23 protein-coding genes are annotated in these 24,707 nt (G+C 61.1%); 15 read left to right on the forward strand and 8 right to left on the reverse strand.

Annotated features, from left to right (window positions below; all coding sequences use genetic code 11):
- Positions 1-33: 33 nt before the first annotated feature.
- The gene (locus V7714_RS03750; RefSeq protein ID WP_335388272.1) at positions 34-978 is read left to right on the forward strand and encodes an alpha/beta fold hydrolase; all 945 of its coding nucleotides are present in this window, start codon (positions 34-36) and stop codon (positions 976-978) included.
- On the opposite strand, the gene V7714_RS03755 is transcribed toward V7714_RS03750, so the two are convergent.
- A complete protein-coding gene (locus tag V7714_RS03755) occupies positions 968-1,615 on the reverse strand; it encodes a TetR/AcrR family transcriptional regulator (RefSeq protein WP_335388275.1) in 648 nt (215 codons plus the stop codon). The two genes, V7714_RS03750 and V7714_RS03755, sit on opposite strands and share 11 nt — an antisense overlap.
- 305 nt (positions 1,616-1,920) lie before the next feature.
- On the opposite strand from V7714_RS03755, the gene V7714_RS03760 reads away from it, so the two are divergent.
- A complete protein-coding gene (locus V7714_RS03760; RefSeq protein WP_335388278.1) occupies positions 1,921-2,367 on the forward strand; it encodes a GNAT family N-acetyltransferase in 447 nt (148 codons plus the stop codon).
- Between the two features lie 153 nt (positions 2,368-2,520).
- On the opposite strand, the gene V7714_RS03765 is transcribed toward V7714_RS03760, so the two are convergent.
- Both V7714_RS03765 and V7714_RS03770 read right to left on the reverse strand, forming a co-directional pair.
- Positions 2,521-2,829 (reverse strand): flagellar basal body rod C-terminal domain-containing protein, encoded by a 309-nt coding sequence (locus V7714_RS03765; RefSeq protein ID WP_335388280.1) that lies wholly within the window; start codon positions 2,827-2,829, stop codon positions 2,521-2,523.
- Positions 2,830-2,934: 105 nt separating this feature from the next.
- A complete protein-coding gene (locus tag V7714_RS03770) occupies positions 2,935-5,376 on the reverse strand; it encodes a phosphocholine-specific phospholipase C (RefSeq protein WP_335388283.1) in 2,442 nt (813 codons plus the stop codon).
- A 202-nt stretch (positions 5,377-5,578) separates the two neighbouring features.
- Here V7714_RS03770 and V7714_RS03775 point away from each other — a divergent pair, with 202 nt between their 5' ends.
- Genes V7714_RS03775 through hmpA form a run of 4 tightly spaced genes read left to right on the forward strand, consistent with a single transcriptional unit; the run spans position 5,579 to position 8,017 of the window.
- Positions 5,579-6,037, forward strand: a complete 459-nt coding sequence (locus V7714_RS03775; RefSeq protein ID WP_335388286.1) for an Rrf2 family transcriptional regulator — start codon at positions 5,579-5,581, stop codon at positions 6,035-6,037.
- Between the two features lie 2 nt (positions 6,038-6,039).
- Positions 6,040-6,465, forward strand: coding sequence for a group III truncated hemoglobin (locus V7714_RS03780; protein ID WP_335388289.1), 426 nt, complete (start codon positions 6,040-6,042; stop codon positions 6,463-6,465).
- 44 nt (positions 6,466-6,509) lie between these two features.
- On the forward strand, positions 6,510-6,776 hold the full coding sequence (locus V7714_RS03785; RefSeq protein WP_335388292.1) for a hypothetical protein: 267 nt from the start codon (positions 6,510-6,512) through the stop codon (positions 6,774-6,776).
- Positions 6,777-6,811: 35 nt separating this feature from the next.
- The gene (hmpA, locus tag V7714_RS03790) at positions 6,812-8,017 is read left to right on the forward strand and encodes an NO-inducible flavohemoprotein (protein WP_335388296.1); all 1,206 of its coding nucleotides are present in this window, start codon (positions 6,812-6,814) and stop codon (positions 8,015-8,017) included.
- Positions 8,018-8,021: 4 nt separating this feature from the next.
- Here the strand turns inward: hmpA and V7714_RS03795 are convergent, their stop codons facing one another.
- Positions 8,022-8,288 (reverse strand): GNAT family N-acetyltransferase, encoded by a 267-nt coding sequence (locus V7714_RS03795; RefSeq protein ID WP_335388299.1) that lies wholly within the window; start codon positions 8,286-8,288, stop codon positions 8,022-8,024.
- Between the two features lie 909 nt (positions 8,289-9,197).
- Here V7714_RS03795 and V7714_RS03800 point away from each other — a divergent pair.
- On the forward strand, positions 9,198-10,991 hold the full coding sequence (locus tag V7714_RS03800) for a hypothetical protein (protein WP_335388302.1): 1,794 nt from the start codon (positions 9,198-9,200) through the stop codon (positions 10,989-10,991).
- Between the two features lie 90 nt (positions 10,992-11,081).
- Here V7714_RS03800 and V7714_RS03805 read toward each other — a convergent pair whose 3' ends face one another.
- The 3 genes from V7714_RS03805 to V7714_RS03815 all read right to left on the reverse strand — a co-directional run bounded on the left by V7714_RS03805 (position 11,082) and on the right by V7714_RS03815 (position 12,551).
- Positions 11,082-11,792, reverse strand: a complete 711-nt coding sequence (locus V7714_RS03805) for a DUF4386 domain-containing protein (protein ID WP_335388304.1) — start codon at positions 11,790-11,792, stop codon at positions 11,082-11,084.
- A gap of 165 nt (positions 11,793-11,957) precedes the next feature.
- On the reverse strand, positions 11,958-12,215 hold the full coding sequence (locus V7714_RS03810; RefSeq protein WP_335388306.1) for a hypothetical protein: 258 nt from the start codon (positions 12,213-12,215) through the stop codon (positions 11,958-11,960).
- 9 nt (positions 12,216-12,224) lie between these two features.
- Positions 12,225-12,551, reverse strand: coding sequence for an ArsR/SmtB family transcription factor (locus tag V7714_RS03815; protein WP_335388308.1), 327 nt, complete (start codon positions 12,549-12,551; stop codon positions 12,225-12,227).
- A 197-nt stretch (positions 12,552-12,748) separates the two neighbouring features.
- Between V7714_RS03815 and V7714_RS03820 the strand changes: the two genes are divergently transcribed.
- The 3 genes from V7714_RS03820 (at position 12,749) to V7714_RS03830 (ending at position 16,089) form a co-directional block, all read left to right on the forward strand.
- Positions 12,749-13,096, forward strand: coding sequence for a metalloregulator ArsR/SmtB family transcription factor (locus tag V7714_RS03820; RefSeq protein WP_335388310.1), 348 nt, complete (start codon positions 12,749-12,751; stop codon positions 13,094-13,096).
- Between the two features lie 288 nt (positions 13,097-13,384).
- Positions 13,385-15,166, forward strand: a complete 1,782-nt coding sequence (locus tag V7714_RS03825; protein WP_335388312.1) for an acyl-CoA dehydrogenase C-terminal domain-containing protein — start codon at positions 13,385-13,387, stop codon at positions 15,164-15,166.
- A 299-nt stretch (positions 15,167-15,465) separates the two neighbouring features.
- Positions 15,466-16,089, forward strand: a complete 624-nt coding sequence (locus V7714_RS03830; RefSeq protein ID WP_335388315.1) for a hypothetical protein — start codon at positions 15,466-15,468, stop codon at positions 16,087-16,089.
- 6 nt (positions 16,090-16,095) lie between these two features.
- On the opposite strand, the gene V7714_RS03835 is transcribed toward V7714_RS03830, so the two are convergent.
- Entirely contained in the window at positions 16,096-17,823 is a 1,728-nt protein-coding gene (locus V7714_RS03835; RefSeq protein ID WP_335388318.1) for a methyl-accepting chemotaxis protein, read from the reverse strand.
- 277 nt (positions 17,824-18,100) lie between these two features.
- Between V7714_RS03835 and V7714_RS03840 the strand changes: the two genes are divergently transcribed.
- The 5 genes from V7714_RS03840 to V7714_RS03860 all read left to right on the forward strand — a co-directional run bounded on the left by V7714_RS03840 (position 18,101) and on the right by V7714_RS03860 (position 24,697).
- Complete coding sequence (locus tag V7714_RS03840) at positions 18,101-18,565, forward strand: chemotaxis protein CheW (RefSeq protein WP_335388321.1); 465 nt, start codon at positions 18,101-18,103, stop codon at positions 18,563-18,565.
- The gene (locus V7714_RS03845; RefSeq protein ID WP_335388323.1) at positions 18,552-19,913 is read left to right on the forward strand and encodes a CheR family methyltransferase; all 1,362 of its coding nucleotides are present in this window, start codon (positions 18,552-18,554) and stop codon (positions 19,911-19,913) included. The genes V7714_RS03840 and V7714_RS03845 overlap by 14 nt, the downstream gene beginning before the upstream one ends.
- The gene (locus V7714_RS03850; RefSeq protein WP_335388325.1) at positions 19,910-20,509 is read left to right on the forward strand and encodes a chemotaxis protein CheW; all 600 of its coding nucleotides are present in this window, start codon (positions 19,910-19,912) and stop codon (positions 20,507-20,509) included. The genes V7714_RS03845 and V7714_RS03850 overlap by 4 nt, the downstream gene beginning before the upstream one ends.
- Positions 20,510-20,659: 150 nt before the next feature.
- The gene (locus V7714_RS03855; RefSeq protein WP_335388327.1) at positions 20,660-22,426 is read left to right on the forward strand and encodes a methyl-accepting chemotaxis protein; all 1,767 of its coding nucleotides are present in this window, start codon (positions 20,660-20,662) and stop codon (positions 22,424-22,426) included.
- Positions 22,427-22,438: 12 nt separating this feature from the next.
- Positions 22,439-24,697 carry a hybrid sensor histidine kinase/response regulator gene (locus tag V7714_RS03860; RefSeq protein ID WP_335388329.1) on the forward strand — a complete coding sequence of 753 codons (2,259 nt, stop codon included), beginning with the start codon at positions 22,439-22,441 and terminating at the stop codon, positions 24,695-24,697.
- The last annotated feature ends 10 nt before the right edge of the window (positions 24,698-24,707 follow it).

The following is a 24,707-nucleotide window of genomic DNA, read 5'->3' on the forward strand; positions in this document are numbered from 1 at the left end:
TTACACGACATCAACCATGCGAAGAGGAACACCATGAACCTGCTACACCGCACCCTCGCCGTGTCCCTGCTTGCCACCACTTTCTCTGTGCAGGCCGCCACTCCCATAGACACGGGTACCAAACAAGCAAGCCGCCTGGAACAGACCTCCAGCTACATCGTCACCCAAGATGGTGTTCGCCTCTACTACAAGGACTGGGGTCCGAAAAACGGTCAGGTCGTGACCTTCAGCCACGGCTGGCCACTCAGCTCGGATAGCTGGGAATCGCAAATGCTGTTCCTGGCATCGCAAGGCTATCGGGTAGTGGCCCATGATCGCCGGGGCCATGGCCGATCCAGCCAACCGTGGGACGGCAATGACATGGACCACTATGCCGATGACCTGGCCAGCGTAATCGATACGCTCAAGCTCAAGGATGTCACCCTGGTAGGCTTCTCAACCGGCGGGGGCGAGGTGGCACGCTATATTGGCCGTCACGGCACCAGCCGGGTCAAGAAGGCCGTGCTGGTCAGCGCGGTAACGCCCCTGATGCTCAAGACCGAGAGCAATCCTGGCGGCTTGCCGCTTGCGGTGTTCGACGGCATACGCAAGGCGTCGCTGCAGAATCGCTCGCAGCTGTATCTCGATATCGCCTCCGGCCCCTTCTATGGCTACAACCGCCCGAACGCCCAACCCTCGCAGGGCCTGATCCAATCATTCTGGGTACAAGGCATGCAAGGTGGCCACAAGAACACCTATGACTCGATCGCCGCCTTCTCGGCCACCGACTTCCGTCCAGACCTGAAGCGATTCGATATCCCCACCCTGGTCATCCACGGCGATGACGACCAGATCGTCCCCATCGACGCGGCAGGCAAGGCCGCTGCCAGCCAGATCAAGGGGGCCAAGCTGATCGTCTACCCAGGCGCGCCCCATGGCCTGACCGATACCCATAAGGACAGGCTCAATCAGGATCTGCTGGACTTCATCAAGCAGTAAGGGCTTGCTGCCGACCCCGCGCACGCGCGGTCGGCAGGCCCAGGCCCTCGCGCGTCAGGTTCTGCACGGTTTTGATCAGGGCCAGCTTGAGCCCTGGCCGCTGCAGCATGCCCTCATCGTGCAGCAGGGTGGCGTCCACCGTATGCAACAGGGAACGAATCAATATGGCCAGTACCGCCCTGGGCAAAGGCAGAGTGGGAAGGATGCCATGCAGTTGCTCAATGATGTACTGGTCAAATGCAAAGCTCAGCTGGCGCGCGTGCAATGCCCTGACCAGCTCACGCCGCGCACCTATCTTGCCGCCAAACGCGCCCAGCAGCACCCTGACCAGCACATCAGCACGTTGGCCATCGCCATAGCGGGCGCTGGCAGGCAGTTGGGCGAAGCCAGCGCGGATGGCATCGCAGCAACGGCCAATCTCGTCCTGCACCAACGCCACCAGCACAGCATCCTTGTCCGGAAAGTACTGGTAAAGCGTGCCTATGCTGATACCCGCCACTGCCGCAATACGATTGGTATTGAGCGCCGCCTGGCCCTCTTGCTCCAGTATGCGCAAGGTCGCCTCGAATATAAGTGCCACCTTCATCTGCGCGCGAGCCTGGCTGGGCTGGCGGCGTATCTCCGGTTGTTCTTTCATCAGTAGGCACGCCTTTGTGGCAATCTTATTCAGCACCCGGCACCGCTAACAAAACCCTACTGACGTTGTTGCGCAAGCTTGCCGTACCCAGGTACTGTCTGCGCATACACGCCTAGCCAGACCGCTTTGCCGGGTTTTGTTAGCAGCGCGAAAGCGCTCGGGCAGAATATGCCCGCCGTATGGGTGTGACCGCGAACCGCACCGCTCTTAGGCGGCACACGAAAAATTCCATCAGCATTATTTCAGCAGCCATGCCTGCTGTCGAATTTCCCTACCCATTACCGTACCAGGCCACCACACCTAGCATGCCCATTACCCTTAACGCAGTCACCCGCGACAACTTTGACGACATCATCGATCTGCAACTGCTGGATCACCAAAAGGACTATCTCGCCAGCAATAGCTATTCGATCGCTCAGGCCAGCTTCTACCCGAACTACCATACCCGGGCTATCTATCTGGGCGAGGAAGCGATAGGCTTTCTGATGTATGTCTCACTGGCCGAAGAAGGCCAGCCAGGCGACTACGCCATCTACCGCTTCATGATAGACAGCCGCCACCAGGGCAAGGGCCATGGCCGCCAGGCCCTGCAGCGGGCGCTCGACGAAATTCGCAGCCAGCCCGGCGTGCAACGCATCTTGATCTCCTATGTACCGGCCAACCCGGTCGCCAAGGATTTCTATGGCAGCTTCGGCTTTGTCGAAATCGGCATTGATGAAGATGAAGAGATGGTGGCCGAAATACGCCTCTGATCTTGCAGTATCAGCAAGAGACTGGCTGGCCCATCGCCAGATAAGAGACTGCGTGACGTGTGCACAAGTCAGCTCAATGGGGCGTGTCGGGGGCCTGGGCACCTGAACCGCTCTGGGCGCCCCAAACGCCGATTGCAAATTCACAGCAAGCTATCAGGCTTTGATATCAATCAGCGCGCCCAGCATCTGGTCGGCTGTGGACACCACCTTGGCCGAGGCCTGGAAGCCCGCCTTGTAAATCAGCTGCCCCACCATTTCGGTCTCGATCTGGGTGCCATCACTGCTACTGGCAGAGGGTGCGACCCTTACGCCGGAACCCGGTGGGGTGCCTTCGCTGAAATCGGGCTGGCGGGCCCGAAAGCCGGTTGTCAGGGTATTGGCAACGTTGTGGGCCGAGACGTCCAGCGCCCGCTGGTAACCCAGCATGCCTGACAAACCAGCACCCAGTGCAGATACGGACATGGCAACTCCAGAAGCAAGGCAACAGTGCACAGCTTACCCTGCCCCGGGCCCGAGGCGAGCCCCTATTCGTACCCAGCCGACGGGCGTAACGTGCCGCCCGCCCAACTAGCCGCTAACAACGCGCAGGTTCAGCCTGGGTGCGGCCTCGCCATAGCCATTGTTCAGAAACAAGGCGATGAAGTAGTCCCCCAGAGCCAACCCGCTCAGTACCTGACTGCCCGCTGCCGCAGGCAGGTAATGCCATTTCAGCGCGCTGGTGGCGCCAGGTACCTGGCCTGCGCGATACACCCCCAGCCAGTGCTGCGTCCCGGCTGGCATGCCTTGCCAGTTGGCGGTCACACTCTCCCCCACGCGGATCTGGCTGGCGCTGGTCGTAAAAGTCACCACGGGTAGTGGCTGTGGCAGCGGCGAAGGGACTGCCTCGGCCTGGCCGTTCAGTACTGGGTCGGTGTAATCCAGCCCTGCGCCTTCCAGGTGGCCAGCCAGCCTGCGCCAGTAGCTGCCGTCACCCTCCAGCTTCACGCCCAGGTCATACCAACCATAGCTGGCAGAGAGCGGCTGGATCAGGCTGCGGCTTTGCCCGGCCGGCACCTCGATCAGCTGTACAGTGGTGTCGCCATAGGCGTTGTCCACCAACCGGAAGCGACACACCTGCGTCCCGCCATTGCTGAACGTCAGCCTGACGCAACGGGCTGCAGGGTCTTCCTCCAGCTGTACCTCGGCCTTGCGTGGCAGGCTGTCCAGGCTGCCGCCAAACTCGCGGGCATAGCCATTGTGGCTGACGACAACCAACTGGTAATGGCTGCCGCTCCAGCTCCAGGTTTCCAGCGCTATCTGCTTGCCGGCCTCCACGGTGTAATGCCATGGCCCATCGTTGCGCACGGTGGAATAGACGATATAGGTCGCCGCAGCCGAGCCGGCATTGCTGAAGCTCAGGGCGTATTTGCGCGCTTCTGCCACCGTGCTGCCCACCACCTGCGAGCGATAGGGCAAGGCGCATGCCCGGCGCGGCTGGGCACCGGCCGTGGTCTCCTGCCTGGGCAGGCTCTGCGTGGCCGGGGGCAAGGCATCGCGGCTACCGCCATACGTGAAGTAGCTGGCACTGCGCGGCACGCTGGTAGGCCAACTGGTATTGGGGTTGGCAAAATTGAAGACACTGGTCATGTCGCCACACACGGCCCGGCGCCAGGGCGAGATATGGCTGCATTGCACCTGGCTGCGCGGCAAGCCCTTGCCCTGCACCAGCCATTCTTCCAGCAGCCGTATCAGAGAGGTATGGTCAAACAACTGGGAATTGACGCGCCCGCCCTTGCTCCAGGGTGAGACGACCAGCGTCGGCACGCGTGGCCCAAGTCCGATGGGCTCGGCATTGTTATAGGTCTCGCCCATGCCGGCATTCGCCAGCGTTGTGCGGCCACGCCCCGCACTCAGCGGCGGTACCGTCGCGGGCATGTGGTCGAAGAAGCCGTCATTCTCGTCGTAGGTGATGATCAGCACGGTCTTGGCCCACACACTGGGATTGTCCACCAGTGCCGACAGCAGGCGCGCGGCGAAATGCTCTCCGGCATTGGGCGAGTGCGAGGGGTGTTCACAGTATTCAGTGGGTGCGCATATCCACGATACCTGCGGTAGCCGATTCGCCCTGACATCGGCAGCGAAATCATCGATCAGCCACTGGCCGCTGGTACCCGCCGCGTTGCCGCCATGCGAGCCCGGCGCCATGGCACGGCCCCGGCGGTACAGCGGTGAATCCGCCGTCAGCTTACGGCCGCCAGCATCCACCCGGAAATTCCTGAAATACTGCAAGTAGTTATCGCCGTAGTTATCCCACTCCTGATAGACCTTCCAGCTGATGCCATTGGCTTCCAGCACCTCGGCATAGCTTTGCCACTCCAGCCCCTTGGCGGCCGCGTTGTCATTGGCGATATCGGCGTTATAGGTGCCATTGTTGACGTTGTAGAGCTTGGCATCCTGAATACCCGTCAGATAGCCGTTGGCATGGCCGCTCAAGGCGTAGAAACGGTTAGGGTCGGTTGGCCCGAATACCGAACAATGGTAGGCATCGCAGACGGTGAACGCATCGGCCAGCGCGTAATAGAACGGCAGATCGGCCCGATTGAAATAGCCCATGCTGCGCACCGTCTTACGGGGTATCCAGGCATTCCAGTCCTTCCAGGCCGCCTCGGTGCCTTTCCAGGAATGATCGAGCCCCACTTTCAGGGCATTGGTATTGCGCACGTCAAAATGATAGGGCAGCACATAGCCACTGCCATTGGGCTGATACCAGACCGGCTTGCCTGAAGGCAGGGGGATAGCCCGCGGATCATTGAAACCCCGCACACCGGCAAGGCTGCCGAAATAGTGGTCGAACGAGCGGTTCTCCTGCATCAGGAAGACGACATGCTCGATATCCCCGACACCCCCGACACCCTGATGCGCCGGTGTTGCCAAGGCCTTGGCGATGACTTGGGAAAAACTGGACGCACTGGCCAAACCCATGGCGCCCGCCGCCATGAAACCTCTACGGGAAGGATTCTCTATCGACATGCCGGACTCCACGATGAATGAAGCCCTGCATTGTTTTGGTAGAACAAGTCAGCAGCATGACAGCCACCGCAAGGGCGCATCGGGCAGCAGGCCTGCAGTACCTCCCTCCGCCAGCACTGCGCCGCTCCCGCTGACGCCCCATATAGTTGCATTTTACATGCATGTTTAGTATCGTTAGCTCAGTCCCCCACCGGCCACTGCCATGCAACTGACCCGCTTCTCTGACCTAGGCCTGCGTGTGCTGATGTACCTGACCCAGCACGACCGCGCCCTGCCCGTCACCATCGCTGAGATCGCCGGCCAGTTCCAGGTGCCGCACAACCATCTGGTCAAGGTGGTCAACCGCCTGGGCAAGCTGGGCTGGGTTGCCGCCACGCGGGGCCGCAACGGCGGGCTCCGGCTAGCCGTGCCGGCCCAAAGCCTGCAACTGGGGCAGGTACTGCAAGGGCTGGAGCACAGCACCGAGCTGATCAACTGCGAAGACCCACCCTGCACCCTGCGCGGCAACTGCCTGCTCAAGGTGGCGCTCAATGCGGGGCTGGCCGCCTTCTACGGCAAGATGGACGACTACACGCTGGCCGATGTCTGCGGCAGCCGTACCGGTGAGGCCATCATCACCCTGCATCGGCAGTTTCTCGATCAACAGACGGCGAGGCATTGATCATGCAAGCCATTGCCGACGAGATAGGCCACCCCACAGTAGCCGCCGTGGTTGCGGATTTCTACCAGCAGGTACGCACCCACCCTACCCTAGCCCAGCCCTTTGCCAGGGTGCATGACTGGCCCACCCACCTGGCGCACCTGACCCATTTCTGGTGGGTGACACTGGGCGGTGCGCGCTACCTTGAATACCGCTATCAGGTGGCGGAGCGCCATGCAGAGGCCGGCTTTACCCCAGCCCTGCTGCAGGATTGGCTAACCCTGTTTGGCCAGACGCTGCGGGCAAACCTACCTGCTGACCAGGCCAGCGCCTGGCTGAGCCGTGCCGAACGCATAGGCGAATCGCTGCGGCTGATGCATGCACTGGGGCACTACCCCGATGCGGCAAGGCAGGCCCAAGCCACCGCCTCCCCCTGCAGGCACAGCTAGCAAATCCTTATCCCATCCCCGGCAAACCGAGCAAGGAGCGCACCATGCAAGACCCCGCCCTCGTACATCGTTATTCCACCCGGCTGATCCAGCTCGCCTGCCTGCTCAGCCTGGCGGGTTTCTACCTCGCCTATATGGCGGCCGACCGCATCGGCCTGGGCACCTTGGTAGGCGGCCATCTGATGCTCTTGATCGGCCCCGGCCTGCTCAAGCTGGGCTATGTGCTGCGCCTGGCGGCAGAAGAAGCGGCCAAGCCGCAAAACCGCCGGAGAGAAGCCGCCGTTGTATTGCGCGCCCAAGCGCTACATTAAAAGTTGCATTTTATATACCACTAATGGAGTACCGCATGCTGTCTGCCGCATCCCGCCCCTACATAGCCGCCAGCGTTCCCGTCCTGCGCGAACATGGCCTGGCCATCACCCGTCACTTCTATACCCAGATGTTTGCGCAACACCCCGAACTGCAGCATCTGTTCAATATGGGTAATCAGGCCAGCGGGGTACAGCAGCAATCGCTGGCCGCCGCCGTCTTTGCCTATGCCGCCAATATCGACAATGCCGCCGCCCTGGCGCCCGTGCTGGAGCGCATCGTGCACAAGCATGCCTCCGTCGGCATTACCCCCGCCCACTACCCCATCGTGGGGCGCCACCTGCTGGGCGCCATCCAGGCTGTACTGGGTGATGCCGCGACGCCAGCCCTGCTGGCCGCCTGGGACGAAGCCTATTGGCTGCTGGCAGGCGAGCTGATCTCAGCCGAAGCCAGGCTATACCAGCGCACCGCAACCACAGCCGGCGCCTTGCAGACGCTGGTGGTGATGGAAACCCACCGCGAGGGCGAAGACGTGATGTCCTACTACCTGCAAACAGCCAATGGCTGCTCGCCCGGCAACTTCCAGCCCGGCCAGTACATCAGCGTGGCCGTGCAGTTGGGCGAGCTGCGCCAGCTACGCCAATACAGCCTCTCCGATGCCAGCGACCGCCCCTGGTGGCGCATCAGCGTCAAGCGCGAAGCCGGCAACCCCACCACCCCGGCAGGTCAGGTATCCAACTGGCTGCACAGCCATCTGCGCCAGGGCGATACCTTGCTGGCCGGCGCCCCCTTTGGCGATTTCACCCCCAGCCTGGCCGGCCCCAACCCCATCACCCTTATCTCGGCCGGCATAGGCATCACCCCCATGGTCGCCACCCTCAACACCCTGGCCGGCCAAGCCAGCCACCGCCCCATCGTATTTGCCCATGCCGCCCGCAACGGCCAGCACCACGCCCTGCGCGCCGACCTGGCCGCTGCCCGCGCCCAATTGCCACAGCTACGCTCGGTGCTGTTCTACGAGCAACCGGCTGACGCAGACCGGCTCGGCAGCGACTACCACCATCGGGGCCGCATGCAGCTATCCGCCGTGGTGGACGATGACAACCGCGAGGGCGAATTCTTCCTCTGCGGCCCGCTGGGCTTTATGCAGCAACAGTGGCAAGGGCTGCTGAGCGCAGGCGTGCCCCCTACCCGCATACACCGCGAGGTATTCGGGCCGGAATTGCTGGATCACCTGATCTAGCAAACTACCGGTCGCGGCAACGTGCATAGGTGAAACATGCCCTGGGTTCGGCCGAAATATTGGGGTGGACGGTGCGAGAGGCCAGCAATCCCTCACGCCGGAAACCCGACTTCTCCAGCGTCCGGGCGGAGGCGAGATTGTCCATATCGCAAGTCGCCTGCAGCCGAAAAATCGGTGGCAATGCCAATGCCTCTTGGGCGAAGGCGCTGATGGCCTCGCTCATATACCCCTGCCGCCAGTGCGCCCTGCCCAGCACATAGCCCAGGTCCACAATGCCCCTGCAGCCTTGCTTCCAGCATGCCTATAGCGGTAGTGTCACCCTGCCGCGTCACCACATAGGGCAGGCAGCGGCCGCCTTCCCATGCCTTGACGCACCACTCCAGAAAAGCCTGGGTCTGGGCCAGATCGACGTGCGGCGTCCAGGTCATATTAGTGCGCCACCCCGGCATCCTGGGTGTATGCAGCAAACAGCGCCGCGGCATCGGCAAGCTGCGGCGGCCGCAGCAGTAACCGCTCGGTTTGAATGGTGGCAGGCAGACAGGGTGTCATGGCGTAGACAGACTATGCAGTTGGCCCCTACGCGATAGATGCAACCGGAAGGTGCCAGCCGGGTTCAATGGATAGGCGATCCGCCACGGCTACCGCCTAGGTGCCGGACGGAGTACGCCACGATGGGGGAATCTACCATATGCTGCCAGCGGGACATGGCGAGCGTGAAGGATCGAGCCAGCGCGGAGTTGATGTGCATGGAGCAACTATTCGCACAAAACGCCGCACTGTGACCGGCGACTCCTCCCAAAACCCTATTGTGCTCGCGGAGGCCGCAGCAGATTAGCCAGCGGACGCTGAGGCATATCCGCCAGAGAACGTGCGAGGGTGTCGAAAGGCTGCATTTCGGCCAAAGCGGATGGTCACAATGGCAAGCTGGCTCGTCATCTTACGACCCGAAGCAGTCACACCTGCTTGACTGCTTCTGACACCATCTCACTAGTCTGAAATCTGCTAGTTTCTGTCGCTCGCGAATGTCCGCTATAAGCCTATTGTGGTTAACCCGCTTGTTGGGGTAGCTTACAGTCCCACGATTTCGCTTCAGCCTGATAGACGACCTTGAGCTCTGCAGATGACCCATTCATGACCCAACATCGAAACAATTGCCTTTGCTACCATGGTAACGTAACGAATGAAACATACAGGAGAATCGCAAGTGGCACTTTTTGGCACTAAAGCGTCAAAATCAGATGCATTAGAAGTCGTCAATGAAGATCTCACACACGCCGTCAAATATGACAAACCAAAAATTCTTCTCATAGACGTGGTGCCTAGCGCCTTTGAGGCCCTTGTGGACGCTGGGCTCAACGTCAAAGCAGGTACGTTTGGTCAACCCTATGAAGTTGAGATGAGTTCCGATTTTAAGCCACTCATTTCCGAGTCTCGGCTGCCAAACTACGCCGAGCAAGAAATCATTATCGTTGATCTTCACTATGAAGTTGCAACCAACCCAATTGGAGAAAGGTCGCGACCTGAAGGCGAGCCTGACTATTGGGGAAAATGTGATTTCGGATTTATTGATCCACGAGTTCGGGCCACAACGCAGGTAAAAGGTGATTTTGATAGAATATTGAAGACTGGCGGCGTAGTCGTGGTTTTTGCTGCACGAAAAACACCTGGCCTAATCCAAATTGGCAAAGTAGTCTACCGACGATTAGAATTAGTAGGAAATTTCAATGGGAGTGAGTGGAACTTCATATCTGAGCTGAGCGATATGCACGTGGACCCAACTCACGGCGAAGAAATGAATGTGGTGGATAAAAATACACCTATAGGGAAGTTACTGCAGTCGCATCTTCCCGGTAGCTCATATGACTGTACTATCAAGGGGGCATATCGAGAGACCCAGCCTTGGACTGCGCTTTTAAAAAACAAATTTGGCCAAGCTGTCGCTTTATTTCGTCCTTGCTCCGCAGGTTTTGTCATTGTTCTGCCCCAACTCAAGGATAAAGCAGGCTTCTTGCACTCTTTTTTAACAGGTGTATTGCCAGAAATGGCACCGCATCTCTTTCCTGGAATTGAGCAAGGCAGATGGACACATTTATCGGAATATGAGTTACCAGATGTTTTACGGCTACAGAATCAGCGCAGCCAGCTCGAAGCTAAATTCCGGGCCGACTTGGCTGCCTTGAACGAACAGGAGCTAGAGATTCGTAGAAAAGACGGCTGGATGCATGACCTATTAACGCAGACGGGTGACCCATTAGTTGCTGCAGTACAAATGGGATTGAAGACTCTCGGATTCAGCAACATCATTGATATGGACGCAATAAGAGACAAGGAAGGGAAAAGTCGGCGAGAGGATTTACAGATTCGCGATGTCAGTCCAATCCTCGTTATTGATGTCAAAGGAATAGCCAACTTTCCTGGCGATGAAGATGTACTCCAAGCCAGCAAGCACGCAACACTTTTGATGCGCGAGGAAAATAGAACAGATATTTTTGGATTATCTTTGGTTAATCATCAGCGGCATATCCCTCCTATGCAGCGAGACAATAAAATGCCTTTTAGGCAAGAGCTTCTACACGTCGCACTGGAAAGTAGCCTAGGCTTATTGACAGCATGGGACTTTTACAGGCTGGTAAGAAATGCCAGATTGAATCAGTGGAAGTTCGAGCAAGTACAACCGATTCTCTACCAGCACGGGCGTTTTGAAGTAGTCCCAACCCACTACAAATACCTCGGCAAAGTGACCAAGGTATGGAGTGAGAAATTTGGCATTATCATTGAGTCTGAATCAATTGCTACTGGAGATCGAATTGCTATTGAATTCAGCGTTTTATTCGAAGAAGCCGACGCCACAGAGATCATGGTCAACGACATTAAAGTTCAGGCTGCCAATATTGGTGACAAAACTGGAATACCCTGGCCATCGAAAAAGCCGAAATTGCGTGAAGGCCTGAGAGTTTTTCGCATTGGAAACTGATTCAAATTTCTGAACCTTGTGATTGCTGCGATTTGCTTTTGAAAGTGCCCCCGACAGGTTGGGATTTTTCCCGACAGAAAGAATGATTACCTACCCCATACTCGCCCGTGCCCGCCATTTCTCGACATTGACGCCCTTCACCAATAACCACAGGCAGAAGGACGACTCACCGATCAATACCGGGATAAAAATACCGGGCATGATTGCTTTGGCGAATGTCGGTGCGAAGAAAGACGAAAAACAGACCACCAGATAGCTGAGGCCCGCCAGTTGCATCAGCAAGCCGATCAATTTTGGCAAGAATTCCGACTTATAGATCAGATAGCCACTGACCAGGCAGGTAAAGCCAAAGAAGATCAGCGCAATATCAAAGGCAATATCGTGCGACTTCAAGGCAAGGCCGGCGAGCATCTGCAATTGCCCAGGCTCAAAGACCTTCAGGTAGTCGGCGTTATTTAATATGTGGGTTACCAGCAACAGAAACAGCTTGCTTATGCACTCCACTGCCAGGCTAAGCAGATTGAGCAGCACAGCCAGCAGCATGAGCTTATGGCTGACCGGCTTGAGCAATAGGTATTCAATCCAGAGTTGTGGTACCGCACAGATAACCACGATCAGATTGCAGGCCACACCCAAGTTCCATAAACCCGGCGAGGCCATGATATTACGCGCCGTTGCCGCAAAATCGCCCGCCACAACCAGGCTATTTGTGATAAACCCCTCAGAGAAAGCGCCGAGCACAATGACTGCTAGGTAAAGCACACCTGCCAGGCGTGCATAAACCAGCGGTGATATCTCCATCGTTTTACATGTCATGGCAAACCTACTCCTTGTTGGGAACACGGAACCACGCCAAGCGCGTCCAACAACGCCCGAAGATTTTTTCGGCGCTAACGGTGCTGCAAACCAGGGCTGCCTGTCATGCGCCAAACCAACCAAGCGCACACCGGCAGGGGCAAGGCTCGCCTACTCCACGTCTTTCAGGATTTTCTCCACCGCCGCCATACGGGATCGGATATCTGTCATGGCAGCATCAATGGACGACAGCATCGCCGTGGTTGCGGCTTGCGAGCTCGCCATACTCGCCGCCATCTGGCGATAGGCCTCCTGATGTGCCAGGCTGGCCTTCGCCTGCATAACGGCCGCGTAGTAGCGCATGCCAAAAACCAGCAAGATCGTCCCGAGTGGCAGACAGATCGTCAAAAGGTACACATTTTCAGACATGAGAAGCCTTTACGGATCGAGATGTGTGGGTAAGGATTTGGCCGCCTCTGCAATGGCAGCGGGTGTGACTTCCAATGCAAAGCGGCTGACTTCAAAGTAATTGAGTGCCTTGCCATCAGGCGACAGTTCTAGCTGGCTGGTCACCAGGCCTGCTTCTTCAAGTTTTTGAAGGTGCAGGTGCAGCAGAGGGCGGCTGATACCTATCTCGCGCGCCAGCTGGCTAACGTAGTTGCGGCCCTGCGACTGCAGCGCGGCAATGATGCGCAGTCGATGCGGGTTGGCGAGGGCGGCAAGCATGGACAACAGCTGCTCACCAGATAGGGTTTCGTCTTTCATGTGTAAGAAAATTATTACACGTGTATTCAAGCAGCGTCAACCTGCCCTTCACGCCGGCCAAATCAAGCACGCACTAGGCTAATTCAGGCTGCTCGCAGATGTGGTGCTTCGATACCCGGCATCACCCAGCCACCGGCCAGGACAGCGCAGCGGTTTGGGTATAGACTTGAACCCATCCTGATTAGCTAATTAGCTAAATGTCACACCCATCCATAGAACGCGTCTTCGAGGCCCTGGCCTCCACACCCCGCCGCAAGATATTGGCCTACCTGTCCGAGGTTGAGCTGACGGCGGGCGATATCGCCTCGCGCTTCGAGATGTCCAAGCCGGCCCTGTCCAAGCACCTGCGCATACTGGAAGACGCCGGCCTCGTCACCAGCGATAAGCGGGGGCAGTTTGTCTGGTACCGCCTGGTGCCGGACAACCTGGTCAACACCCTGGGCGGTTTCGCCGCCAGCATCTGCCCGGTGGCCGGCCCGCTCAAACGCGAAAGCAAGCAGCTCAAGCAGCGCCGGGCCGAGACCAAACCATCAGAAGCCGAATAGTCGCGCCCTAACCTGCACAGAGGCGATCCTGCTGACGAGAACCCCGTCCAGTACCCGTCTTCGCCCTAGATTGGCCAACAGAAAGCATAGGCATCAATGTTGCCCCTGCGCCGTGGGATGCCGCCAGCCTCATATGGCCCGTTTGTCGCTGGCAGACAGGCGGTACATGGTCGCACTTGAAATTCAAGCAAGCGCTTGGTAAATTGATCGCATAGCTGCCAGATGGCCCCCAAGGCTGTCATCAGCAGTGTATCAACCCACACCAACAATAAGCACTTGGAGACCATCATGGCCACATACCGCGCACCGCTGCGTGACATGCAGTTTGTTCTGCATGAGCTGCTGAACGTCGAATCCACCCTTACCGCTCTGCCCGGCTATCAGGACGCCAACCGCGACCTGATTGATTCGGTGCTGGAGGAAGCGGCCAAGTTTGCCCAAGAGGTGCTGTTCCCGCTCAACCGCAGTGGCGACGAGGAAGGCTGTACGCTGGTCGATGGCAAGGTCACCACGCCCAAGGGCTTCAAGGCCGCCTACGACCAGTTCCGCGAAGGTGGCTGGACGGGGCTGGACTGCGATCCCGCCTATGGCGGCCAGGGCCTGCCCAAGACCTTGGGCTTCCCCATTGCCGAAATGAATGTCTCGTCCAATATGGCCTGGAGCATGTACCCAGGCCTCAGCCATGGCGCCTATGCGGCTATCCACGCCCACGGTAGCGATGCGCAGAAGGTGACCTATCTGCCCCCGCTGGTCGATGGCAGCTGGACCGGCACCATGTGCCTGACCGAACCCCATTGCGGCACCGATCTGGGGCTGATCAAGAGCCGGGCCGAGCCGCTGGCTGATGGCAGCTATCGTATTAGCGGCACCAAGATCTTCATCTCCAGCGGCGAGCACGACCTGGCCGACAATATCGTCCATCTGGTGCTGGCCCGCCTGCCCGATGCCCCGCGCGACATCAAGGGCATCTCGCTGTTCATTGTGCCCAAGTTCCTGCCGGCCGATGGTGGCGTAGGCGAGCGCAACCCGGTGAGCTGCGGCTCGCTGGAGCACAAGATGGGCATCAAGGCCAATGCCACCTGCGTGATGAACTTCGACGGTGCCGTTGGCTACCTGATAGGCGAGCCCAACCGTGGCATGAGCTATATGTTCACCATGATGAACGCCGCCCGCTTGGGCGTGGGCATGCAAGGCCTGGGCTTGAACGAGGTGTCGTACCAGTCTGCCCTGGCCTATGCCAAGGATCGCCTGCAGATGCGCGCCCTCACCGGGCCCGTGGCGCCCGAAAAACCGGCCGACCCCATCATCGTCCACCCCGACGTGCGCCGCATGCTGCTGACCATGAAAGCCTATGCCGAAGCTGGACGTGCCTTCTCCAGCTGGCTGGCCGTGCTGCTGGATGTGGAAGACCGTGCTGAAGATACCGAGCAACGCCAGGATGCGACCGACCTGCTGGCCCTGCTGATACCGGTGGCCAAGGCCTTCATGACCGACAATGGTTTTGAGACCACCAACCATGGCGTGCAGATTTTCGGCGGCCACGGTTTCATCCGCGAATGGGGCATGGAGCAGTTTGTCCGCGACGCCCGCATCTCCCTGCTGTATGAGGGCACCAACGGCATACAGGCCATGGACCTGATAGGCCGCAAGGTACTGATGGATCAGGGCGCCAAGCTGCGCAAGTTCACCAAACTGGTACACCGTTTCTGCCAGGAGCAGGAGGGCCGTGCCGAGATGGCCGAGTTTGTGACCCCGCTGGCCGCGCTCAACAAACAGTTAGGCGAGGTGACCATGAAGATAGGCATGGCAGCCATGCAGAACAAGGATGAAGCCGGCGCCGCCGCCAGCGACTACCTGCGCCTGCTGGGCCACCTGGTCTACGGCTGGTTCTGGGCCCGCATGGTGGCAGTCAGCCTGCCCAAGGCAGACGAGCCGTTCTACGCCGCCAAGATCAGCACCGCCCGCTTCTACTACGCCAAGCTGATGCCCGAAACCCACGCCCTGACCGCCAAGCTGGCAACAGGCGCCCAGCCCTTGATGAGCCTGGACCAGGATCACTTCGCATTCTGATCCAGTCTGGCTAGACCCGGTCTGGATGGACCCGGTCTGGTCTGACCCAGCCTAGCCAAGTACCTCCCATCCCGTCCGCTCGCGGACGGGATGGTCTGGAGGATGTCGGCGCCTGCAGCGGACCGAGTTTCTCGGCTGACATACACTAGCCGTGCTGTCACGCCGCCCTCCAAGGGAACAAGGTCGTGGTTCCGCCACCGGCCAACCCTGTATTGCCGTATCAGATGCTCACGCTACAGATCCCATCCCCTCTTCGATACCACAGTTGCCGCATATCAATCGCCCTCTGCATACCCGTCTTGGCCATGTCAGCCGGTATTGCTGCCCCCTTGGGCCCCATCCTGCTCGATAGCCCTGCGGTCAAGCAGCTGGCTGCCACCCAATTGGCCAGCCCAAAGCCTTGCGTGCTTCCTCTGTACGGTTTCTCCATAGGCCAGGATGGCATGGTTGCGGACTTCGGCCCGCTGGAGGGCGCAGGTAGCTGCGAAGGCCCCTTGGAAGAAGCTGTCAGCGAGGAACTTGCTGAGCTGTTCGCCAACAAGCGCTTCCCTGAGCATGCCGGCCAGTTGCTCACCTATGGTGTGGCTATCAAGCATGTCTATGCACGAGACCCCAAGGGCTGGGCTCACTGGATCAAGCGCCAAACGGTGCAGGAGCCCTCAAGGACGGTCTATGTGCTCTCCGGCTGCGAGGACATTGCAGCCTGGGAGATACAGGCCAACGCTGGTGGCACCGTGAGTGATGCCACGGCCCTGTCGGACGGCTGGATCAAGTGCAACGAATCTGGCCTCGACAATCTGGCATGGCGCCTCACCGCTGGTGGCCAAACCATGCCCACGGCGCTGGGCAGGCCCTATCGCTTCCGGGTGCCCGCCCACGTCAGCATAGACCGTAGCCTGCCGTCCGAGGTGATCGCACGCTGAGCCCCTTCAGGTAGCAAAGCCCTTGATGATGCCGCCCAGCCGCTGCCCCGCTTCCTCCAGCCCCTGCATCGCCACTTGCATGGCCCGCATGCTGCTCAGGTTATCGTTATTACCCTGCTTGATATGATGCACGGCGGCGGCGATCTGCTGCACGCCCGTTGCCTGTTGCATGGCCGTTACCGCAATCTGCTGCGCCGCCTGGGCATTGGCAGCTGCCGTAGTGGACATGCGCGCCAGGGCATCGCCCGCGACGCCTGATTGCGCCACGCCGCTCTCCACTGCCGCGACGCTGTGTTCCGTCGCCATGACCAGGGCGGTGATCAGTTGCTGTATCTCCAGCAGGATGCCGCGCACCTGCACCACCGCCTGCTTGGATTGCCCTGCCAGGCTTTTCATCTCGTGTGCCACCACGGCAAAGCCCTGCCCCTGCTCATCGGCATGGGCCGCCTCTATGCTGGCATTCACTGCCAGGATGGCAGACTGCTCGGATAACGCATTGACCGCATTGACGATATCGCTGATGGCCAAGCTCTTGTCGGTCAACTGGCCTATCCGTTCGGCAACGACACCCATACGCCCCTGTATGTCCTGCATGCCCCGCACCACCTCGTTCACCGCCACTTGCCCGCTGCGCGCCACCTCGGCCGCCATCAGGGCACTGCCAGACACCTCGGCCATGCGCTGCGAAGTCAGCTCGGTGGTCTGCCGCAGCTCGGCGATGGTCGTAGCCAGCTGAGTAGTTGCTGTCGCGGTCTCGTCAGCGGCGGTTGCTACCTGCGTGGTCCCCGTCATGACAGTACCCACGACACTTTCCATGGCCTGGCTACCCTGGCGCATGTCCGCCACCACGCTCTGCAGATTGGTCACCATGGTACGGAAGGCCAGACCCAGCTCGTCCTGCTCGGATGCCAGCATGGGCATGGCGCGCAGATCACCCTGTGCTATCGATACGGCAGCGGCTGCCTTGAGCCTGAGTGTGGCGATCATCTGCAGAAAAGCCTGGTTCAGCACGCCCAGTTCGTCGCTACGGGTCAAGCTCGTCAGGCGTGGCGCCAGATCACCCTGGGAGATGGCCCTGGCCGCATCGGCCAGGCTGCGCAGCGGTATGGCGATATTGCGTGTCACCAGCGCAGCAACACCCAGCACCAGCAGCGCCACCAGGGGGATGCCGTAAGTCACCAGCGCCATGGCGAACACCGCATTGCCCTGCATGGTCGCATCACGCTGCTGCAGCAAGGCACGCTCCTCTGCCTCCATCTCCGCCAGCAGGTGCCGCAGGGCGTCCATATCGCGTTTGCCCTGGTCGGTCAGTACCAGGGCTATGGCGGCTTGCTGGCCCGCGTCGCGGCGCAGGTCTATGGTCTGCTTGAGTTCTGCCAGCTTGTTCGCCGTGGCCTGGCGTACCTGCTGCAGGCGCTGCTGCTGGGCGGGGTTGTCGCGGGTGGCCTGCTGCAGCGCCTGCAGGGTGTTGTCCAGCTTGCGCACGGCCAGCACATAGGGCTCCAGATAGCGTTCCTGGCCTGTCAGCAGATAACCACGCTGCCCGGTTTCGGCATCCTTCAACAGCGTTGCAACGCTGTCCAGCTGCCCGAGCACCGCATAGGTATGGTCCTTCCAATTCGCTGCACCCAGCAGCCCCTCCAGGCTGCGGTGTGCCGTCAGGCCTATCGCCACCAGGGCCAGCAAGGCCAGCAGGTAGCCCAGGGCAATCTTCCAGCCTACAGTCCATCGCATATCCGCCTCTCCTCCCCGTTTTGGGACAGCCTTGGTTCAGGCTGCACGGACATGTGCGCCATCAACCTATCAAACTTGGCCGGATAGGCTGAGGCAAGCGACATATCTCCTTAGCGCACCCGGTCATCATGTCCTAATCTAGATCGAAATAAGGGAAATGGCGCGCACGACGTGATGCACACGGCTAAACAAGACGCAGCCAAGCCCGTTGCCTGGTTAGAGCCGCTGCGCTGGATTTTGTGAGCAGCGCTTGGTATTCCGAGCGAGAGAGGAATGTGTGGCATCTACCCATACCGTGCTGCCATTTGATTTGAACGGCCAACGCTTTGCCTTGCCGGCCCGGCAGGTAATACGCGTGCTGCAGGCATTGGCGATACTGCCCTTGCCTGCCGCCCCCGCTGTTATCAGCGGTGTCTGCCAGGTACACGGCAATATTATTCCCGTCATGAATATGCGCGCCCGCCTGGGCTGGCCACCCGCCCCACCACAGCCCTGGGCACACTGGATCTGGCTGCGCGGCAGCCAGCGGGAACTGCTGTTGCCGGTAGACCGCACCGACCCGGTTTGCCAGATCAGCAGCGAGCTGCACCCGGTCACCGCCTTGCAAGGCAGCAATGCCACCGTACGTGGGGTATTGGCCGACGGCCAGGGGCTCTATCTGCTGCAGGATGTTGATGCCTTTCTTTCCCAGGCCGATGAACAACAGCTCGGCAGCGCACTAGCCGCCCATGCACACCACTGACCGCCCCATCGTGCCGGAACACCACGACGCCAGCATGGCACTTGCCCAACGCATCGCCGCCGAACTGGGGCTGGATTTCTTTGACAGCCGCCAGGCCAGGCTGCGTAGCGCCCTGCAGCAGGCCAGGCTGACGACGGCCGATACCGGAACCCTGCCGCTGGCCACCTTGCTACCCCACCTGGTGGTGGGTGAAACCTACTTTCAGCGCGACCCGGAGACCTGGCAAGCCCTGCAGCAGGACATACTGCAACCCTTGCTGCAGCGCCGCAGCCTGGCCGGTGAGCGCAGCCTGCGTATCTGGAGCGCGGCCTGCTGTACCGGCGAAGAAGCCTACACCTTGCTGTTCTGCCTGGCCGACCTGCTGGGGCCTGCGCTGGATGACTGGCAGCTGACGCTGCTGGCAACCGATATCAATCCTGCCTTTATCGCCCATGCGCAGGCCGGCTGGTATGGTGATTATGCGTTCCGGCAAAGCACGCCAGCCTGGCGCGGGCGCTACTTTAGCCGCGCGGGCAAAGGCTGGCGCGTCACCCCGCCATGGCGCAGCCGCATACGCTTTGCCGTACATAACCTGGCGCTGCACGACTACAGTGTGGCCGACCCCGCCGTACAGGGCTACGACCTGATACTGTGCCGCAATGTGCTGATGTACCTCACCCCGCTGGCAACCGGCATGGCGCTGCAGCAACTGCAGGCCCGGCTTGCCCCTGAGGGCATACTGCTGCTGGCAGCGGCCGAGGCTGGCCTGGCACAGGCCGCCGGCTTTGGCGGCCGCCTGCTGGGGCTGGGCTATGGCATTGCGCATGAATCCGCGGCCGTCCGCCCCGCCCCTCCCCCTGCCCTGGCAACGCCAGCACCGCAGCCGCCGCATCCCTCCCCGCCGCGCCCCCGCAAACCGCAGGTCGAGCCCCCGGTGCTTCCCGTCGCCGCAAGCGCCCCGCCGCCTGCTACCTATGAGGACTACCTGTCCCAGGCCCAGGCACAGGCCGACCGGGGCGAGCTGGGTGCCGCCGGTGCCAGCTGCCAGCAGGCCATGCAGCTAGCCCCATTGCGGCTGGAGGCCTATTGGTTGCTGGCGCTGACGCTAGATGCCGCCAGCCGGCCCGAAGCGGCCCTGGCCGTGCTGGACAAACTGGCCTACCTGGCACCCGAACTGGCCATGGTGCCCTACCTGGCCAGCCAGCTGTATCTGCGGCTGGGGCAGGCCGAGCAGGCCGAGCGCCAGCGCCAACATAGTCTGCAGGTGCTGGCGGGACAGGATGAACAAACCCTGGTCATGCTGGGCGATGGCATGAGCGTGGCGCAACTACGGCAGCTCTGCCTGGGACTGGGGGCACAGCCCACATGAGCAAAATGGTCGACGATCATTGGTCTGCACTGCACCAGCAGCTGGATGCACTGGCCGAGCAGCTGCAGCGTGGCGAGACCCAAACCCCAGCGCAGCAGGCAGACGCCTTGGCCGCACGCAGCCTGCAGTGGGCCCAGCCCCCCCAGGGCAGCGATGACGCCACCCAGGAGGTGCTGGCCTTCACCCTGGGTGATGAGGTCTATGCCCTGGCACTGGCCCATATCGATGCCGTCATCCCGCTCAAGCAATTAACCCCCCTGCCGGGCACACCGGCCTTTGTACGCGGCATCGTCAATGCCCGTGGCCGCGTGGTGTCGGTGCTGGATCTGCGGGTGCTGTTTGCCCTGCCGCCACGCGGCCTGGCAGACCGCAACCATCTGCTGATACTGCGCAACGCTGACATGGAATTCGGCCTGCTGGCCGACCGCATCCTGGGCGTGCAGAGGCTGGCGCCCGCTACGCTACAGACCGAACAGGCCGGCCTGAGCGGCCTGCGCCGCAACCTGATGCTGGGGATCAGCCCACAGCAATGGCAAGTGCTGGATGGCAACCGATTGCTGAACGAACCCAGCCTGGTGGTGAATGACTATGACTGACTATCCATTGCCTATCCCGCTGCACGGCAGTCATCCGCCTGCAGGCCTTGCGCTTCGTCGCTGCATCGCACCCGCTCTCTGTCCCCTGCTGCACTTCAACCCGCTGATGGCCGCACGTGTTAGCTCGCGATCCGGCCCCAAGGAACCGCCATGTGGTTATTGAACCTGCGTACCCGAAGCAAGCTGACGCTGGCCTTCGCCCTTATCGTGCTAGGCGCCGGGAGCCTGCTCTACCTGGCCCAGACCAGCCTGCAGACCATACGCACTAACAACCAGTCCATCGTCGAGCTCAATCGTGATCTGGCAGGTTTCAAGGAGATACGTTTCAACATCCACGATGTCCGCTCCGAGGTGCTCAACGCCCTGCTGACCCGCGATGCCACCCATGCCGGTGAGCTGGGCAGCAAATTCAAGGCCATCGCCTTGCAGGAGGCCGCCACGCTGGAGCAGTTGCGCAGCCACGCCACAGGCGACGCCGAGCTGACCCAACTGGTCAGCGCCGTCACGCAGATCTGGCAAGAGTTCACCATCGCCCGCGATCAGCAGATTGTTCCCCTGCTAGCAGCAGGCAAGTACGAGGAGGCGCGGCAGATCGCCACCGGCGAGCAACGCGCCAGGGTATTGCGCTTGCGCGATCTGGCCGGGCAGCTGGATCAACTGGTTGCACAGCGCGTACGCCAGCTGGAGCAAGCCAACGACCACCTCATCAGCCAGCAGCTGGAACGGGTGATCTGGCTGGGCGGTGGCTTGATCCTGCTGGTCATCGCGCTGACCCTGTCGCTCAGCCACAGCATAGCGCGGCCCCTGCAAGTGCTGACCAGCTATGCCCGCCGTATCAGCGTGGGCGATATCCCGCACGAAATGGATTACACCGGGCGCAGCGATGAAGTAGGTGAACTGAGCCAAGCCTTTGCCGACATGGGCCAGTACCTCAAGTCGCTCACCCTGCAGGCAGAACGCCTGGCACAAGGCGACCTCAGCACTACCCTGGTACCCAAGTCGGAACAAGACCTGCTGGGACGCTCCTTCGTCCGCATGGTAGACAGCCTGAGCCGCCTGACCGAAGAGATGCGTGAAGGCATCGTGGTCATCGCCAGCGCCAGCGAGGAAATACTGGCCACAGCCGGCCAGGTTGCCGGTGGCGCGCAGGAGAGCGCCACCTCCATCACCGAAATCGCCACCACCATAGAGGAAGTCAAGCAGACCGCCCACCTGGCGCATCGCCGTGCCTCCGAGGTCAACCAGGCGGCCGAGCACAATCGCCGCATTGCCCAGGCCGGCCGCGAGGCCGTGGCGCAGACGCTCAGCAGCATAGGCCAGGTACGCGACCAGATGCACGCCATGGCGGAGGGCATCTTGCGCCTGGGCGAGCAAAGCCAGGCCATCAGCGAGATCGTCGCCAGCGTCAACGAGCTGGCCGAGCAGTCCAATCTGCTGGGGGTAAATGCCTCGATTGAGGCCGGCAAAGCCGGCGATGCCGGCAAGGGCTTTGCCGTAGTAGCGCTGGAGGTCAAAGCCCTGGCCGAGCAGTCGAAACAGGCCACGGCACAGGTACGCACCATACTGGGGGATGTGCAAAGGGCGATGACCCGTACCGCCATGGCCGCCGAGCAAGGCAGCAAGGCGGTGGACCAGGGCTTCGAGCGTACCCGTGTCAGCGACGAGGCCATGCGTAACCTGGCCGAGAGCATAGAACAGTCCAGCGATATGGCGCAGCAGATAGCCAGTGCCAGCCAGCAGCAACTGGCCGGTATGGACCAGGTAGTAGCTGCCGTGGTCAACCTGCGCCAGGCCAGCCAGGACAATGCAGCAGGCGCCCGGCAGGTGGACCAATCCGCCCGCGATCTACATGGCCTGGGCGGCAGGCTCAAGTTGCTGGCCGGCCAGTTCAAGCTACCTGCCCGGCAAACCAGCTAAGCCCGCAGACGCATGCCGATAGACCGCGAAGCGCTGATGCAAAGGCTGATGGCCAGCTTCCAGGAGGAGGCTGCCGAACGGCTTGCCATACTTGAGAGCGAGTTATTGCGCTGGCAGACCGATGCCCCCGAGCCCGACTCGCTGGAGGCGGTATTCCGTGAGGTACACAGCCTCAAGGGTGCCACCCGCGCGGTGGGGCTGCACGAGCCGGAACAGATCTGCCATGCCTGGGAGGCCATACTGCAGGAGCTACGCCAGGGCAAACGGGCATTCCTGCCCAGCATGGCCGGCGCCTTCCTGGCGGCGCTGCAGTTTCTCAAGCGCAGCCATGCCGGCGAGGTACTGACGGCGGGACAGTTCAGGCAGGCGATGGACCTGCTGGCGCAAACCACCGTCTCCCAGCGCCTGACCTCTGCAGCACCCAGCGTAGCGACACCACCCGTGGCTGCCGTCGACACCACGCCGCCCTCGCCCCCCGCGCCGGCGACCACACCTGCCGAGCGGCCCGCCACCTGGCGCGGGCAGACACTGCGGATACGGGCCGAGCAGGGTGAACAACTGGCCTACCATGGCGAAGCCCTGCGCCAGCACCGGATGACGGCGCAGAACCTGCATAGGCGCAGCCACACCCTGCAGGCCGACTTCCAGCGCCTGTGGCAACGTCGGCTGCGCCACGAGGGCCTGCTAAGCCGTTTGCGCACCCTGCTGGCCCAAGGCCAGATGCCCGATCTGGAGGCAGTGCGCAGCCTGCTGGAATGGCAGGACTGGAGCCTGGATCTATTGGCGGCCATGCAGGTGGAAAGCCATGGCCTGCGGCAGGCCAGCCAGACGCTGGATCGGGACATGGGCAGTCTGAGCGAAGCCTATACCCGCACCGTGGACGAACTGTTGCTCCTGCCCTGCCGCAGCATGCTGGACGAACTCCCCGCTATGGTGGGCGAGCTGGCAGCACAAACCGGCAAGCAGGCCGAACTGCTGCTGCCCCAGACCAGCCTGCAGGTAGACAAGCGCATCCTGGATGCCCTGCGCACCCCCCTGATGCACTTGCTGCGCAATGCGCTGGATCACGGCATAGAGACCCCTGCGGTACGCACGGCCAACGGCAAGCCTGCTGTGGGTAGGCTGCAGATACTGTTGCACCAGACTTCGGCCAGCCATTTCAGCCTGACGCTGACCGATGATGGCAAGGGCATAGACAGGCACAAGCTGCAGCAGAAAGCCGAGGAAACCGGCCTGCTGGCCAGCGGCAGCCCCCCCCTGCCAGACGCACAACTGCTGCCGCTGGTGTTCGAATCCGGCATCTCGACCAGCCCCCTGCTGACCACCCTGTCGGGGCGGGGTGAGGGGCTGGCCATCGTACGCGAGGCGCTGGAACAACTGGGGGGCAGCATTGCGGTCGAAAGCACGCCAGGGCAAGGCTGCCGGTTTGTGCTGCAACTGCCGCTAAGCCGTTCTACCTTCCGTGTCATGTTGGTACGCCTGGGCGAGCAGCGTTTTGCCATCCCGGCCCATGCCGTTGGCCGCGCCTTGCGCCTGCCACTGGCGGCCCTGCACCGGCAGGAGAGCGGCGACAGCGTGATGCTGGATGGCCTCAGCCTGCCGCTGCGCCCCCTGGCCCAGGTGCTGGCCCTGGCTGCTACAGAGGGTGAGCCTGTCATGCTGAACCTGTTGCTGCTGGGCAGTGCCGAGCAACAGATTGCCCTGCTGGTGGACGAACTACTGGGTGACCAGGAAATCACCCTGAAACCCCTGGGCCGGCAATTGCGCCGAGTCCGCAATCTGCTCGGCGCCACGGTGCTGGGCGATGGCAGCCTGGTCCCTGTGCTGCACCCGCAGGATCTGTACCGCAGCTGCCTGCAGGCACAGGGGCCATGGCAGGCCAGGCCCAAGGCAGAACACCCACGACGGCAGGCACGTATCCTGGTGGTCGATGATTCGTTTACCTCGCGTGGCCTGCTGCGGGCACTGCTCGAGACCGCAGGCTACGCCGTACAGACCGCCAACGATGGACTGGAAGCCTGGAATACCCTGCGGCAGCAACCTTTCGACCTGCTGGTCTCGGATATCGAGATGCCACGGATGGATGGCTTCACCCTGACCGCCCGATTGCGCGCCGATCCCAATCTGGCCAAGCTGCCCGTGGTGCTGGTCACCGCACTGCACACGGTAGAGGACAAGGCCAGGGGGCTGGAAGTGGGTGCCAATGCCTATCTGGTCAAGGGTGGACTGGAAACCGACACGGTACTGGCTGCCGTCAAACGTCTGCTATAGGAAGCCCCGC

It is taken from the genome of Chitinimonas sp. JJ19 (assembly GCF_036961565.1).
GTDB lineage: Bacteria > Pseudomonadota > Gammaproteobacteria > Burkholderiales > Chitinimonadaceae > Chitinimonas.

Bases quoted from the DNA above. Each gene is read 5' to 3' on its own strand.
- V7714_RS03750 (WP_335388272.1), top strand. From the start codon at position 34: ATGAACCTGCTACACCGCACCCTCGCCGTGTCCCTGCTTGCCACCACT.
- V7714_RS03755 (WP_335388275.1), bottom strand. From the start codon at position 1,615: ATGAAAGAACAACCGGAGATACGCCGCCAGCCCAGCCAGGCTCGCGCG.
- V7714_RS03760 (WP_335388278.1), top strand. From the start codon at position 1,921: ATGCCCATTACCCTTAACGCAGTCACCCGCGACAACTTTGACGACATC.
- V7714_RS03765 (WP_335388280.1), bottom strand. From the start codon at position 2,829: ATGTCCGTATCTGCACTGGGTGCTGGTTTGTCAGGCATGCTGGGTTAC.
- V7714_RS03770 (WP_335388283.1), bottom strand. From the start codon at position 5,376: ATGTCGATAGAGAATCCTTCCCGTAGAGGTTTCATGGCGGCGGGCGCC.
- V7714_RS03775 (WP_335388286.1), top strand. From the start codon at position 5,579: ATGCAACTGACCCGCTTCTCTGACCTAGGCCTGCGTGTGCTGATGTAC.
- V7714_RS03780 (WP_335388289.1), top strand. From the start codon at position 6,040: ATGCAAGCCATTGCCGACGAGATAGGCCACCCCACAGTAGCCGCCGTG.
- V7714_RS03785 (WP_335388292.1), top strand. From the start codon at position 6,510: ATGCAAGACCCCGCCCTCGTACATCGTTATTCCACCCGGCTGATCCAG.
- hmpA (WP_335388296.1), top strand. From the start codon at position 6,812: ATGCTGTCTGCCGCATCCCGCCCCTACATAGCCGCCAGCGTTCCCGTC.
- V7714_RS03800 (WP_335388302.1), top strand. From the start codon at position 9,198: ATGAAACATACAGGAGAATCGCAAGTGGCACTTTTTGGCACTAAAGCG.
- V7714_RS03805 (WP_335388304.1), bottom strand. From the start codon at position 11,792: ATGGAGATATCACCGCTGGTTTATGCACGCCTGGCAGGTGTGCTTTAC.
- V7714_RS03810 (WP_335388306.1), bottom strand. From the start codon at position 12,215: ATGTCTGAAAATGTGTACCTTTTGACGATCTGTCTGCCACTCGGGACG.
- V7714_RS03815 (WP_335388308.1), bottom strand. From the start codon at position 12,551: ATGAAAGACGAAACCCTATCTGGTGAGCAGCTGTTGTCCATGCTTGCC.
- V7714_RS03820 (WP_335388310.1), top strand. From the start codon at position 12,749: ATGTCACACCCATCCATAGAACGCGTCTTCGAGGCCCTGGCCTCCACA.
- V7714_RS03825 (WP_335388312.1), top strand. From the start codon at position 13,385: ATGGCCACATACCGCGCACCGCTGCGTGACATGCAGTTTGTTCTGCAT.
- V7714_RS03835 (WP_335388318.1), bottom strand. From the start codon at position 17,823: ATGCGATGGACTGTAGGCTGGAAGATTGCCCTGGGCTACCTGCTGGCC.
- V7714_RS03845 (WP_335388323.1), top strand. From the start codon at position 18,552: ATGCACACCACTGACCGCCCCATCGTGCCGGAACACCACGACGCCAGC.
- V7714_RS03850 (WP_335388325.1), top strand. From the start codon at position 19,910: ATGAGCAAAATGGTCGACGATCATTGGTCTGCACTGCACCAGCAGCTG.
- V7714_RS03855 (WP_335388327.1), top strand. From the start codon at position 20,660: ATGTGGTTATTGAACCTGCGTACCCGAAGCAAGCTGACGCTGGCCTTC.
- V7714_RS03860 (WP_335388329.1), top strand. From the start codon at position 22,439: ATGCCGATAGACCGCGAAGCGCTGATGCAAAGGCTGATGGCCAGCTTC.